Below are 13,509 nucleotides of genomic sequence, written 5' to 3'. Positions count from 1 at the left end.
GCCCTCTGTCAAAACGGAGATTTCAGTTTAGCCACCGCTGCCCGCTTTTGGGGCATCATCCGTCAGGCTGCCCGCAAATATCAACTGTGTCCTACAAGACCCATTCCATCCAAACCCCGGAGACTTATTCGAAAGTTGCCGTCGCGCTGCATTGGCTCGTGGCCGCTGCGCTGCTCGCGCAATTCCTGCTCGGCTGGTGGATGCTCGACATTCCGAAAGACCCGCCCGGCGTGCGCGCATGGTGGTTCAACCTGCACAAGTCCATCGGGCTGTGCATTGCGCTGGCCGTGGCGCTGCGGCTCGCATGGCGCGCCAGCCATCCTGTCGGGCAGCACCCCGGGCTGCCGGTCTGGCAGCGGCGCGTCGCGCGCGTGAGCCACTGGCTGCTCTACCTGTGCACCGCCGCGTTACCGGTCACGGGCCTGCTCGGGTCCATGTTCACGAAGTACCCGGTGCTGTTCTTCGGCATCCGGTTACTGCCGCGCAATCACGACTGGCCCGCCGCCAAGCAGTGGATGTCGCAGCTGCACTACTGCCTCGTCTGGATGCTGATGGCGCTCGTGCTGCTGCACATCGCCGCGGCGGCCCGGCACTGGTGGCGCAACGACGGGGTGGCGCAGCGCATGGGTTTGCATGCGTGGCGCACCCACTCCCACGCGAGATCCTCATGAAACCCTGCGCCTGGATGTTTCTTGCCGCCTTGTTGCTGCCGGCCGCGGCGGGCGCCCAAACCGTTTATGTCCCGAACGAGAAGTCCGGTACGGTGAGCGTGATCGACGCCGCCACCGATGCCGTCGTGGGGACCTTCGCCGCCGGCGGAAGGCCGCGCGGCATCGCGCTGAGCCCGGACGGCGCGACGCTTTACGTCAGCGACCAGTCAGCCAACGCGCTGCTCGTGATCGACGCCCGCACCCGGCGCGTGATGGCAAGCATTGCGCTGGGCAAGTCGCCGGAGGGGATCGACCTGTCGCGCGACGGCCGCTGGATCGCCGCGGCGGTCGAGGAAGATAACGCCGTGCTGCTCGTGGACACGTCTGCAATGAAAGTGGTCGCGAGCATGCCCGTGGCGGGCATGAACCCCGAGCATGCCGTGTTCTCGCCCGATGGGCGCTGGCTGTACGTCAGCGCGGAGGACGGCGCGCAGGTGGACGTGATCGACGTCGCATCGCGGTCGCAGGCGGGGAGCGTCGCGGTGGGCAGGCGGCCGCGCGGCATTGCCTTCGTGCCCGACGGCAGCGTCGCCTACGTCGCCTGCGAACTGGAGGGCAAGGTCTACGCGATCGACGTCGCAACGCGCGGGGTCACCGCGAGCATCGCGGCGGGTGAATTCTCCAACGGCGTCGTCGCCGGCGCGGGGCGCGTGTTCGTGAGCAACGGCCGCAGCGCGAGCGTGACGGTGCTGGAGACCGGCACGCACCGCCTGCTCGCCACCATTCCCGTCGGCCAGCGACCCTGGAACATGGCGATGACGCCCGATGGCCGCAAGCTCTATGTCGCCAACGGGCGGTCCAATTCCGTGTCGGTGATCGATCCCCTCACGCTCGCCGTCACGCGCGAGGTCGCCGTGGGCGAGGCGCCGTGGGGCGTCGCGGCGGGACGCGCGGTCCCCTGAGGCTCAATCCAGCAAGCCGTGCACGAGCGCGTAGTGCGTGAGCTCGCTCGCCGTCTTTACTTCCATCTTCTTGAGCAGCGTGCTGCGATAGGTGCTGACGGAATTCGGACTGAGCGAGAGCTTGCGCGCGATCTCGGCCGAGCTTTCGCCCCTGGCGAAGTGCAGCATCAGCTGGAACTCGCGCCGCGTCAGCATTTCGTGCGGGGGGCGCAGGGCCGTGCCGGCGGCCTGCGTGGCGAGCAGCTCCGCCACCTCGCCCCGGACGTAGCGCCGCCCCTGCGCCAGGGTGCGGATGGCGAGCGTGATCTCGTCCGGCTGGCATTGCTTGCTCAGGAAGCCGCTGGCCCCCAGGCGCAGCACGTTGAGCGCGTAGCGCTCGCCCGGGAAATTCGTGAACACGAGCAGGGCCAGGCGCGGCGCGCGCGCGAGGATCGTGCGCACCACGTCGAGCGCGCCGGTGCCGGGCATCATCAGGTCCAGCACGAGCACATCCATCTCGACGGATCGCGCGAGCTGCACCGCTTCGGCGCCGTTGCCCGCCTCGCCGGCGACGACCATGTCGTCCTGCATCCCGATATGGCGGACCAGCGCGTAGCGTGTGATGGCATGGTCTTCCGCAATTCCCACCCGGATAGGTGCGCGCATTCTTTTTACTTCCCTTGCTCGACGGGCGGCCGGTCCGGCGCATGGGCCTGCGACCCGGAGCCCGATTTTCGGGCGCCATCGTAGAGCAGGTTCCCGGCCACTGTCTGTAGGACGCTTAAGGTATTCAGGGCGGCAGCCCGTTGCTCGGAAGGCGCAACGTGAACTCCGCGCCCTTGCCCGTGCCCGCGCTCCTCGCCTGCGCCACGCCGCCGTGCAGCGCGGCGATCTGGCTCACCACCGCCAGGCCGATGCCCAAGCCGCCGGGCGCGAAGTCCCTCGCCCCCGGCTCCTGGGTGAACAGCTCGAAGATCCGCGGCAGCACATCCGCCGCGATCCCGATGCCCGTGTCCTCCACGCGGATGACGGTCTCCTGCGCTTCCTGCGTGGCCTTCAGCCAGACCCTGCCCCCGGCGGGCGTGTACTTGAGCGCGTTGGACAGCAGGTTGGCCAGCGCCTGCTGCACGCGGACGGCATCGGCGGCGAGCAGCAGGGGCTCGTCGGGCAGGATGGTGTCGAGCTGCAGGCCCTTGGCCCGGAATGCCTCCGCATGGGCCCCGGCCTCGCGCTCGAGCAGCTCCCGCACGTCGAACTGCGACACGCGCATCTCGAGCTTGCGATGCTCCAGCCGTGTCACGTCGGCGAGGTCGTTGGCGATCCGCTCCATCACCTTGATCTGGCTTTCGATGATGCGCGAGGCTTCCACCACCTTCGGCTCGGCCGTCGCCTGCCGCGCGATATGGGAGGCGATGCGCATGGGCGTGAGCGGTGTCAGCAGCTCATGGCCCAGCGTATGCGTGAACGTGCGTGTCCGCTCCAGCGTGTCCTGCACGAGCACGAGCTGGTTGGCGCCTGCTTCCGATTGCATGCGCAGGTCCGTCCTGTCGCGCATGATCTTGATGAACCCGTGCAGGCCCGCCGCGTCCTGCAGGGCGTTCACGGTGCCCGAGACCCAGACGTGGGCGCCGTCCTTGCGGGCGTGCCAGCGATCGTCCTCTGACGTGCTGTCGCGGCGCGCGACGGCCAGTTCGAGTTCCGGCAGGCCCCGCGCAATGTCCTCCGCCACGAAGAGCAGCGAGAAGTGCCTGCCCCGGACTTCCGGCGCGCCGTAGCCGAAGATCTTCTCGGCCCCGCACAGCCAGTCGAGGATGACGCCTTGCGGATCCAGCAGCAGGACCGCGTGGTCCTGGACCGCTTCGAGCGCAAGCCCCAGGAGGAAGCGGGAATCCCGCGGTTCGTCCGTTGCCACGTCAGTCCTTGCCGATGCGGGGCCCGCGGGCCGGCTCGTGTCCGGTCACCCACTCCACGATCCGCCGCGCCGCATCCGCGCGGCAGTTGGGGCGGCCCTCGCCGAGGAAGTGGTGGTCCTCGCCGGGGTACAGCACCAGTTCGGCCTGCGTGTCGCTCGCCCGCATGAAGCTCACGAACAATTCTTCGGACTGGCATTTCGGGCAGCGTTCGTCCTCCTTGCCCTGCATGAAGAGGGTGGGGGTGCGTGCGGCCTCGATCGACTGCAGCGGCGAGAGGGCGCGCGCCTTCTTCCTGTCGAATTGCGGCGCCGTGCCGATGTAGAGCGGATCCGCATAGTAGCCACCGTCGGACGTGCCGTAGTGCGTCTCGATATTGCCAACCGGGGCCATCACGACGGCGCTGTCGAATTCCTCGCAGTGCCCGATCGCCCAGGCGGCGAAGTAGCCACCGTACGACTTGCCCGAGAGGGCGATGCGTTCGTCGCAGATACCCTCGGCCCTGAGCTGGCGCAGCGCGGCGAGGTGCTGGGGCAGGTCCATCTCGCCCCAGTGGCCCGACAGCCTGCTGCAGAACTCGGAGCCGAAGCTGCTCGAGCCGACGGTGTTGAGCAGCAGGACCGCCCATCCGTTCGAGCACAGCACCTGCCAGAAGATGTTGGTGTCGTAGTCGAGCAGGGCGTAGGCCGCGGGCCCTCCGTGCGCATCGTCGAGCAGGGGCATCGGGCCCTTGGCGCCCTGGGCATGCAGCAGCCAGCCCTGGATCGATTCCGTTCCCCCCTTGCCGTCGGGCACCCGGAAGGACTTCGAATGCAACTCCAGGGGTGTGCGCTCGCGGAACCAGGGGTTGAAGTCCGAGACCGCGGTCTCTTGTCCCGACGATGCGTCCACCGCCACCACCTCGCTGCCCGAGACCGGGGTGTCGATGGAGAAGAACACGCGTTCCCCGTCCACGGCGAAGGCGCCGAACTGGCGGTCACCGCCGGCGATCACATGCGCCTCCTCGTCGTCGATGCGGATGCGGACGGCCTCGTGCCGCCCGCGGTGCGCCCGTGCGGCGATCACCGAGCGGCTGTCCGCGCTCCAGCGCAGCGCATCGGGGTGCGCCAGTTCCATCTCCTTCGGCCCGAATGCCTGCGTCCTGCCCGTGGCGGGCTCGAGCAGCCACAGCCGCGTCTCGCCGTCGCCCTCCTTGATCGCGCCGCCGAATGCGATCCAGCGGCCATCGGGGGACACATGCGGCTGCAGCACGGTGGCGAAGTCGCGCGTGAGCTGGCGGGCGTTGCCTCCGTCCGCATCGCACATCCACAAATCGGTGCGGTGCGCGAAGCGGCCCTCGCGCGAGCGCGAGTACGCGATGGTCCCGCCGGGCGACGCATCGAAGCCGTGCACGTCGAAGGGCCCGTCGGTGAGTTGCACCTGCGGCGACCCGTCCAGGGGCACCCGGTACAAATGCATCTCGCGCGCGAGCAGGTAGCCCACGCCGTCGGTCTTGTAGGGAAGCCGCCACGCGACTTCCGCGGCCTCTTCGGCGCGCGCCTCCGGCGCCTTGCCGCGCTTGCCGCGCAGATCCGGGTCGACGCGGCGCGCGGCGATGACGAGCAGGGCGCTGCCGTCCGCGCTCCAGCCGAAGTCGCTCACCCCGAGTTCGAACTGCCCGAGCTGCCGCGCCTCGCCCCCGTCGCCCATCAGGTACAGCTGCGCGCTGCCGCCGCGGTCCGCCATGAACGCCCAGCGCTTTCCGTCCGGCGACCACCTCGGGCTCGTGTCCTTGCCCGGGCCGAACGTCAGCTGGCGCGGCGAGCCGCCTTCGATGTCCAGGCGCCAGATGCGCGACGTGTAGGCGTTGCCGGCCCGATCGACCGATCGCACCGCCGCCAGCGCGCCGCGCCCGTGCGCCGCATCGAGCGCCATCACCTTCCGGTGAAGAAAGAGATCGTCGGGTGAAAACTTCTTCATCGGCGCTCAGGTCATGCGGCGTCCGCGGTCTGCAGGGCCTGCTGCCGCTCGCGCATCTGCTGCGCCAGGTCGGCAAGATCCAGTCCCGCGCCCTTGGCCTTGGGAAAGATCTCGTCGCGCTCTTCCTTCACGTGGTGCTCGATGGCGCGGTTCAGCTCGGCGACGAGGTCATCCATCTCGGGACCGGCCTCGCCCATCGCCTGGATTTGCGCGATCATGTCCTTGGCTTCCTGGTGCTCCTCGCGCGCTTCCTCCATCAGGTCCGAGGTTTCGGGCAGCGCGTCCTCCAGGGCGGGGTAGAAGATTTCCTCCTCGATGGCCGCATGCACGGTGAGCTCCTCGCAGATCTTCATCGCGAGGGCCGTGCGCTCGGCGGCATCGGCCTGCAGCATCGCCAGGCGCGCGTATTCCACGAAGAGGTGCTTCACGGCGATGTGGTCGGCATCGAGCAGTTCGCAGGCGTCCTGGTCGGTGGGTGGGTTCGTGGGGGTCATGGTGTGGTCCATAGCGGTTGTCTTTCGGGGGTTCAAAGCAGCGGCGGATCCATCTCGCGGCCGAAGTGGCGGTGGCGCGACATGGCCAGGATGAAGGCGACGGCAGCCGAGGCGGCGTCGTCCGCTTCCGCGAGCAGCACGCCGGTGCCGCCCTGCGCGAGGCTCTTGTCCATGCTCGTGGGAAAGCCCGCCTTCGCGAGCAGCTCGCGCGATTGGCCCAGGGCAAGGATCGTCTTGCAGTGGCGGAAGTGGTCCTTGATGAACTCCATGGTGTGGCCGTCCTTCGCCAGCGCGGCGACCGCGTCCGCGCCATCGGGCAGCACCAGGCTGTCGAACAGGAAGCCGGGCTCGTTCTCGAGCGACGCGTCCGCGTCCAGCGCGTCGCTGTCCACGGAAGGCATGGGTCCGATGCGCGGGCCGACGAGGCGGGCGACGGCGCCTTGCTTGACCAGTTCCGACTGGATTTCCGTCACGGACTTTCCCTTCACGCCGGGTGCCACCAGGATCGCGACCTTGCGGCCCTTGATCGAGCCGTCGCCCGGGCGCGCGAGCAGCGAGAGGGCGGGGGACTTCATCACTTCGGGCGCCGCGGGCTCGGCGAGCGCCAGCGGCAAGGGTTCGGGCATCGGGTCCATGCCCAGGCCCATCGCGACCTTCTTCGCGAGCGGTTCGGAGGCGTTGCGCAGCATCGCGACCACGCGCTCGCGGATGGCGGGCACCGTGAGCTTGGACAGCTCGAAGCGGAAAGCGTTGGCGATGTGGTCCTGCTCGACGGGTGTCTGGCTGTCGAAGAAGAGCCTGGCCTGCGTGTAGTGGTCGGCGAACTTCTCGGGCTTCGCGCGTACCTTGCCCTGTTCGTCCTGCGCGTTGATGCGTGCGGGGACGGACACGAAGCCTTGCGCCGCGCCGGCCTGGAACGGGCAACCGCCGGCGAGCGAGTTGGGCTCATAGGACACGCGGCCGCGCGGGATCGCCTGGCGATGCGCGCCGTCGCGCTGGTTGTTGTGCACCGGCGCGATCGGGGAGTTGATGGGGATCTCGTGGAAGTTCGGTCCGCCCAGGCGCGTGATCTGCGTGTCGACGTACGAGTGGATGCGCCCCGCGAGCAGCGGGTCGTTGGAGAAGTCGATGCCCGGGATGACGTGCGCCGTGCAGAACGCGACCTGCTCGGTCTCGGCGAAGAAGTTGTCGGGGTTGCGGTTCAGGACCATCCGGCCGATCGGCCGCACCGGGACGAGTTCCTCGGGGATGAGCTTGGTGGCGTCGAGGATGTCGAAGCTGAACTGGTCCGCCTGCTCCTCGGTGAACACCTGCACGCCCAGTTCCCACTCGGGGAAGGCGCCGGATTCGATGCGCTCCCACAGGTCGCGGCGGTGGAAGTCCGGGTCGGCGCCGGAGATCTTCACCGCCTCGTCCCACACCAGCGAGTGCGTGCCGGCGATCGGGTTCCAGTGGAACTTCACGAACACCGATTCGCCCGCGTCGTTGACGAAGCGGAATGTGTGCACGCCGAAGCCCTGCATGGTCGCGTAGCTGCGCGGGATCGCGCGGTCGGACATCACCCACATCAGCATGTGCGTGGACTCGGGCATGAGCGAGACGAAGTCCCAGAAGGTGTCGTGCGCGCTCGCCGCCTGCGGCATCTGGTGGTGCGGCTCGGGCTTGACCGCGTGCACGAGGTCGGGGAACTTCATCGCGTCCTGGATGAAGAAGACGGGCATGTTGTTGCCCACGAGGTCCCAGTTGCCTTCGTCGGTGTAGAACTTGACGGCGAAGCCGCGCACGTCGCGCGCCGTGTCCTTGGAGCCGCGCTCGCCCTGCACGGTGGAAAAACGCACGAACACCGGCGTGATCTTGCCGGCCTCGCGGAAAGGCGCCGCCCTGGTGAGCTGCGTCTGCGGCTCGTAGCACTCGAAGAAGCCGTGCGCGCCCGAGCCGCGCGCGTGCACGATGCGCTCGGGAATGCGCTCGTGGTCGAAGTGGGTGATCTTCTCGCGCAGGATGAAGTCCTCGAGCAGCGCGGGCCCGCGCGTGCCGTACTTCAGCGAATTCTGGTTGTCCGCGACGCGCACGCCCTGGTTGGTCGTGAGCATCTGGCCGGAGGAGTCCACGCGCACGCGGTCGAGCGGCTCGATGGTGGAGTTGCGCCCTTCGGTCGCGATGCTGCCCGTCTTTTCCGAGCCGTTCTCTTCCGACAGCGTGCTGCCGGTGGGCAGGCGTGACGGGGGGCCAGCTTTCGCGCCCTGTTGCGGCTGCACGCCGTTGGCGAATCCGTGCTCGAAGGGCTTCGTCGCATTGAAGGGCATGGAAGCGGCGAGCTGCTCGGTCTGCGCGGCCTTCTCGGAAGGGGCGTCGCCGGTGGCGACGGCGCCCTTGGCGGGGCCGCTGTCGGTGTTGCGGGCGGCGGACTTGGCGGCCTGGCGGGTCGGCGCGGGGGAAGCTTTGGTGGATTTGGGCATGGGGATCCGTGTAGGTAGAGTCCCACAACCTACGCAATCCCGGGCCGTCGCTCCGTAGGACTGAACCTTGTCGTGCGTGGGCGCTATTCAAGACAGCGGGGCGCCACCGTCCGGGTCGCTCAGCCGTACGGGGCGCAGGGTCCGACGCCCGGTTCTGGAGCCCGTCCTACCTGCCGCGCTTGCGACGTCGTTTCCAATATGGCGATGCACGACCCCGCGCTGTCCCTGCTCATGTATGTCGCGTTTCCGCTCTGGGTCGCCGCGGGCTTCGCCGACTGGACCTGCCACCGCCGCACGGACATCGCGCGCACCAGCGGCTGGAAGGAAAGCGCGCTGCACCTGCTCATGTTCACGGAGATCGGCGTGGGCATGCTCGTGGTGGCGCTGTGCGAGATCACCACGGCCGTGCTGGGCATCGTCGCGCTCGTGTTCGTCGTGCATGAGCTCACCGTCTATGCGGATCTGCGCTACACCGTGCCCTTGCGGCCGGTGGGCCCGTTCGAGCAGATGGTGCACAGCTTCCTCGAGTTGCTGCCGCTGGCGTCGCTCGCGCTGCTCGCCGTTTCCGCCTGGGACCAGCCGCCCGACTGGTCCCTGCACGCGAAGCGGCAGCCCTGGCCCGCCGCCTACCTCTGGGGCGCGGCCGTCACGGCCGCGCTGATCAATGGCTTGCCGTACGCCCAGGAAATGGTGTCCTGCCTGCGTGCGCGTTCGAAAGGAAACCGACGTGGATGACAAGGCCCTGCCGAAGAGCCGGCGCGTGCTGCTGCTGGTGGATTTCATCAACCCGCTCGACTTTCCCGGCTCGGAACTGCTGGCGGCGCCCGCCGTGGAAGCAGCGAAGGCGGCCGCGCGGCTCGCCCGCCACATGCGCGCAGCCGGCGAGGCGGTGATCTACGCCAACGACAACTTCGGCAGCTGGACGTCGGACTTCAACTCGATGGTGACCACGCTCGCGAAGGGCGGCGGGCCGAGCGCGGCCATCATCCGCCTGCTCAGGCCGAAGCGGGGCGATCTCACCGTGCTCAAGCCCATGCACTCGGCGTTCTACGGCTCCCCGCTGGACATCCTGCTGCAGAAAATGGGCGCGCGGTCGCTGGTGATCGCGGGCCTGGCCACGGACATCTGCGTGCAGCTCACCGCGGCCGACGGCTTCCTGCGCCAGATGAAGATGCACGTGCCCGAGGACTGCACCGCGGCCGAGGGCGAGGACAAGAAGCAGGCGGCGCTCGCGTACATGCGCGAGATCCTCAAGTGCGACACCGCCCCCTTCCTGAAGGCGCACCGGCGAAAGGCACAATGAGCGGCGAGACCCATCGCCGATGCCCGACGCTTCACCCCACATCGACGCCTTCATCGACGCCCTCTGGCTGGAAGACGGGCTGTCGCGCAACACGCTCGCGGCGTACCGGCGCGATCTCACGCTCTATTCGGAATGGCTCGGCGCCAAGGGGCGCGGCATCGACAGTTCGGCGGAGTCCGACCTGAACGGATATTTCGCGGCGCGCCACGGCGCGAGCAAGGCCACCACCGCGAACCGCCGCCTCACGGTGCTCAAGCGCTATTTCCGCTGGGCGCTGCGCGAGCGCCTCATCACCGCCGACCCGACGCTCCGCCTCGAATCGGCGAAGCAGGCCCTGCGCGTTCCCAAGACCCTGACCGAGGCGCAGGTGGAATCGCTGCTGGATGCGCCGGACGTGGACACGCCCCTCGGCTTGCGCGACCGCACGATGCTGGAGCTCATGTATGCGAGCGGGCTGCGCGTGAGCGAGCTTGTCGGGCTGAAAACCTTCAACGTCGGCATGAACGAAGGCGTGCTGCGCGTGCTGGGCAAGGGCAGCAAGGAGCGGCTCGTTCCCTTCGGCCAGGTCGCGCGCGACTGGATCACGCGTTACTTGGCGGAAGCCCGGCCCGTGATCCTGGGCGGCCAGCAGAGCGACGATCTCTTCGTGACGGCGCGCGGGCAGGGCATGACGCGCGTCATGTTCTGGGTGATCGTGAAGAAGGCCGCGGCCACGGCGGGCATCACGTCGCCGCTGTCACCGCACACGCTGCGGCACGCATTCGCCACGCACCTGCTCAATCACGGTGCCGACCTGCGCGCGGTGCAGATGCTGCTCGGGCACGCGGACATCTCCACCACGACGATCTACACGCACGTCGCGCGGGAGCGGCTGAAGCAGCTGCACGCGCAGCATCATCCGCGCGGATAGCGCTGCTTCAATTCCTCGAAGGAGACGATCTGCCCGGCGATCGCGCTCGCGGCGACAGTGGGCGGGCTGCCTAGCCACACCTGGCCCGGCCCGGAGCGCCCGGGGAAATTGCGGTTGATGGCGCTGATCGTCACTTGCTGCGGGGACGTCGACGACCCCGGTCCGCAATTCGCGCACGCGCCGCACGACGGCTGCAGCATGCGCGCGCCCACCTGTTCGAAGGCGGCCATGTAGCCCTTGGCGATGCAGTAGTCGCGCACGGCGGTCGTGCCGAACTGCAGGTAGAGCGTCACCTCGTCCGGCACGCGCAGGCCGCGCGCTGCGGCCCAGGAGAGCACCTCGTGGTAGTGGTCGAAGTCCTCGCGCTTGCCGGCGGTGCACGAGCCGCCGTAGGCGATCTGGATGCGTTCGCGCGGGGCCACTTCGCCCAGAGGCACGCCGTTGCCGGGGTCGCCGGGCCGCGCGACCATGGGCGTGAGCGCGCTGCAATCGAGCGCGATGGTTTGCGCGTAGGCCGCGCCCGCATCGCTGTGCATCCATGCTTCGAGGACGACATCCACGCCGCGCCGCTCCCTGATGAAGCGCACGGTCTCCTCGTCCGGCTCGACGATGCCGGTGAACCCGCCGAGTTCCGCCGTCATGTTGGTGAGCGTCGCGCGCTCGTCGGTCGTCATCGCGCGGATCGCCGGGCCCGCGAACTCGAACACCTTGCCGACGCCTGCGCCCGCGCGGATGTCCGGCAGCGCCAGCAGGTGCAGCACCACGTCCTTGGCGGTGACGCCGCGCGGCAGCACGCCCTCGAGCTCGATGCGAAGCGACTGCGGCAGGGTGAGCCGCACGGCACCCGTGACGAAGGCGTTCGCCATGTCGGTGGTGCCCACACCGAACGCGAGGCAGCCCAGCGCGCCGCTGTGCGGCGTGTGCGAATCCGTCCCGACGACCACCTGCCCCGGCAGCGCGTAGTGCTCCGCCATCATCGCGTGCGAAATGCCGGCGACGTTGCTGCCGTCGTCCAGGGCGGCCTCGGCCTCGGTGAGCGTGCGGTGATGGCGCAGGCCGTGCCGCGCGATGAAGTCGCGCTGCGCTCGGCACATCGCCTGCATGTTCACGACCATTTCGCCCTGGTGCGCGGGGCTCTCCCCGACATAGGACGTGTGGTCTTCGAACACGATGATGGAGGCCGGGTCGTGCAGCGCATACGACGAGCCCAGCGCCTCGTCCAGCATCACGGAGGCCATGCCGGTGTAGTACTCGTGGATGAACCGATGGTCCGCGCGCACGAAGGCGCCTTCGCCCGGCGCGGGGGAAGGCGGCGTCACGGGCGTGCGCAGCAGGTGGCGCGCGATGATCTTTTCGGCGAGCGTTCGCGGCCCGACGGCTGGTGCCGTGTCCGGCCGCGTGGAAGTGCCGCCGGCCAGGAAGCGTTGCCCGAAGCGCAGGAGGCCGCCGCTGCGCACGATGGACTGCGCGAGTTCGTCGCGCCCCGCGAGCAGTTCCTCGATGGCGATGTCCTCGCCCGCCTGGATGCGCGCGACCAGGCCCATGTCGGTGGAGGTGAGGAGGCCGATGTTGTCCGCGTTCTGGCGGTAGATCCGCTCGAAGCTTTCCGCGATCACGAGCCGGATGCCGGCATGGCGCTCCGCCGCCGGGCTGTGTTCGCGCGACGACCCCTTGCCGTAGCGGCGCCCCCCGACGGTGACCTGGAAGCCCTGCGCATGAACAGCGCCGATGCCGATCGGCCACTGCGCGCCCGCCTCGAAGCCGGTGTACACGAAGCGGGCGAGCTGCCTGTCGTAGTGCGACATGATCTTCACGGGCGTGATCTCGTCGGTGGAGATGTCGTCGCGCAGGCGTCCGGCGGATGCGGGGGCGAGCTGCGTGCCCTGCAACTGCGCCTGCACGAGCGCCGGGTCTTCGCAGAGGAACAGGAGGCGCGGCGCGGGGCCGAGCGAGAGCGTGGGTGTGGATTCGGTCATGCGTGCTGCCGCGAGGCGAGGTGGTCGACGAGCAGTTGCGCCGATGGCGAGAGCGCTTTCGCGTCGCGAAAGCAGATGATGAAGCGCCGCTGCGCCCAGGGCTCGGCCAGCGGCACGATACGCAGGCCGTAGGACGCGGCGTAGACCTCGGCCACTTCGCGCGGCACGAGGCTCACGGCCAGGCCCGCGCGCACCACGCGCAGCGCGGCCTCGAAGTTGGTGACGATCACGCGGTGGATGAGGCTGCGGCAGAGCCGCGCGGCCTCGCGCTGCAGCATGACCTGCACCGCGCTGTTGACGGGCAGGCTCACGTGCTCCCAGTCCAGCGTTTCCTCGAACCGCAAGGTCTTGCGCCTGCCGAGCGGGTGGCCCGCCGGCAGCACCATGCACAGGTGGTCGCTGCGGTAGGGGCGCGATTGCAGCTCGCCGATCTCGGCCGCGTCCCAGCACACGCCGAGCGACGCCGTGCCGTCGCGCACGCCCCGCACGATCTCCGGGCTGACGCGTTCCTCCATGTCCACCTGGATCTTCCCGTGCGCGGGGAGTTGCAGGAAGGACGCGACGTCGTCCGCGAGCGATTCGGCCATGGCGGACACGGAGGCGAGGATGCGCACCTGCCCGCGCAGGCCGGCGGCATAGCCGAGCATGTCGTGCTCGATGCGCGCGGCGCCGTCGAGCATGGCGCGGGCGTGCTCCAGCAGCGTCTGGCCCGCGGCGGTGGGCTGCACCCCGTGGCGCTTGCGCGCGAGCAGCGGCGTGCCGACCGTGTCCTCGAGTTGCGCGAGCCGCTTGCTGATCGCGGAGCCGACGATGTTGGCGCGTTCGCCGGCGCGGGCGATGTTGCCCGTTTCGCAGACGCTCACGAAGAGCCGCAGGGTGGTGAGGTCGAGGTCGCGCAAGATATTCC

The 13,509-nt window shown here is 69.1% G+C and carries 12 protein-coding genes; 5 read left to right on the top strand and 7 right to left on the bottom strand.

Going from position 1 to position 13,509, the window contains the following annotated elements:
* The first annotated feature begins 86 nt into the window (after nt 1-86).
* Complete coding sequence (locus I5803_RS06240) at nt 87-671, top strand: cytochrome b (protein WP_196985521.1); 585 nt, start codon at nt 87-89, stop codon at nt 669-671.
* Nucleotides 668-1,612, top strand: a complete 945-nt coding sequence (locus tag I5803_RS06235; RefSeq protein ID WP_231402347.1) for a YVTN family beta-propeller repeat protein — start codon at nt 668-670, stop codon at nt 1,610-1,612. The genes I5803_RS06240 and I5803_RS06235 overlap by 4 nt, the downstream gene beginning before the upstream one ends.
* A gap of 3 nt (nt 1,613-1,615) precedes the next feature.
* On the opposite strand, the gene I5803_RS06230 is transcribed toward I5803_RS06235, so the two are convergent.
* The 5 genes from I5803_RS06230 to I5803_RS06210 all read right to left on the bottom strand — a co-directional run bounded on the left by I5803_RS06230 (nt 1,616) and on the right by I5803_RS06210 (nt 8,413).
* Nucleotides 1,616-2,257, bottom strand: a complete 642-nt coding sequence (locus tag I5803_RS06230) for a response regulator (protein ID WP_196985520.1) — start codon at nt 2,255-2,257, stop codon at nt 1,616-1,618.
* A 124-nt stretch (nt 2,258-2,381) separates the two neighbouring features.
* Entirely contained in the window at nt 2,382-3,503 is a 1,122-nt protein-coding gene (locus tag I5803_RS06225; protein ID WP_196985519.1) for a sensor histidine kinase, read from the bottom strand.
* A 1-nt stretch (nt 3,504) separates the two neighbouring features.
* A complete protein-coding gene (locus I5803_RS06220; RefSeq protein ID WP_196985518.1) occupies nt 3,505-5,460 on the bottom strand; it encodes a S9 family peptidase in 1,956 nt (651 codons plus the stop codon).
* Nucleotides 5,461-5,471: 11 nt separating this feature from the next.
* Nucleotides 5,472-5,954: a hemerythrin domain-containing protein gene (locus tag I5803_RS06215; protein ID WP_196985517.1), complete on the bottom strand. Its 483-nt coding sequence runs from the start codon at nt 5,952-5,954 to the stop codon at nt 5,472-5,474.
* A 32-nt stretch (nt 5,955-5,986) separates the two neighbouring features.
* Nucleotides 5,987-8,413 carry a catalase gene (locus tag I5803_RS06210; RefSeq protein WP_196985516.1) on the bottom strand — a complete coding sequence of 809 codons (2,427 nt, stop codon included), beginning with the start codon at nt 8,411-8,413 and terminating at the stop codon, nt 5,987-5,989.
* Between the two features lie 204 nt (nt 8,414-8,617).
* Between I5803_RS06210 and I5803_RS06205 the strand changes: the two genes are divergently transcribed.
* Genes I5803_RS06205 through xerD form a run of 3 tightly spaced genes read left to right on the top strand, consistent with a single transcriptional unit; the run spans nt 8,618 to nt 10,626 of the window.
* Nucleotides 8,618-9,148, top strand: coding sequence for a diguanylate cyclase (locus I5803_RS06205; protein ID WP_196985515.1), 531 nt, complete (start codon nt 8,618-8,620; stop codon nt 9,146-9,148).
* Nucleotides 9,141-9,716 (top strand): cysteine hydrolase family protein, encoded by a 576-nt coding sequence (locus I5803_RS06200; protein ID WP_354001628.1) that lies wholly within the window; start codon nt 9,141-9,143, stop codon nt 9,714-9,716. The genes I5803_RS06205 and I5803_RS06200 overlap by 8 nt, the downstream gene beginning before the upstream one ends.
* 19 nt (nt 9,717-9,735) lie before the next feature.
* The gene (gene xerD, locus I5803_RS06195; RefSeq protein WP_196985513.1) at nt 9,736-10,626 is read left to right on the top strand and encodes a site-specific tyrosine recombinase XerD; all 891 of its coding nucleotides are present in this window, start codon (nt 9,736-9,738) and stop codon (nt 10,624-10,626) included.
* On the opposite strand, the gene I5803_RS06190 is transcribed toward xerD, so the two are convergent.
* Nucleotides 10,611-12,602, bottom strand: a complete 1,992-nt coding sequence (locus I5803_RS06190; protein WP_196985512.1) for an aconitase family protein — start codon at nt 12,600-12,602, stop codon at nt 10,611-10,613. The two genes, xerD and I5803_RS06190, sit on opposite strands and share 16 nt — an antisense overlap.
* Nucleotides 12,599-13,501 (bottom strand): LysR family transcriptional regulator, encoded by a 903-nt coding sequence (locus I5803_RS06185; protein ID WP_196985511.1) that lies wholly within the window; start codon nt 13,499-13,501, stop codon nt 12,599-12,601. Before I5803_RS06185 ends, I5803_RS06190 begins: the two co-directional genes overlap by 4 nt.
* Nucleotides 13,502-13,509 lie beyond the last annotated feature (8 nt).

Origin of the sequence: Caenimonas aquaedulcis, from assembly GCF_015831345.1 — a bacterium.
GTDB lineage: Bacteria > Pseudomonadota > Gammaproteobacteria > Burkholderiales > Burkholderiaceae_C > Ramlibacter > Ramlibacter aquaedulcis.
Note: the sequence above shows the minus strand (reverse complement) of the source record. Positions and strands in the feature narration are given on the sequence as shown.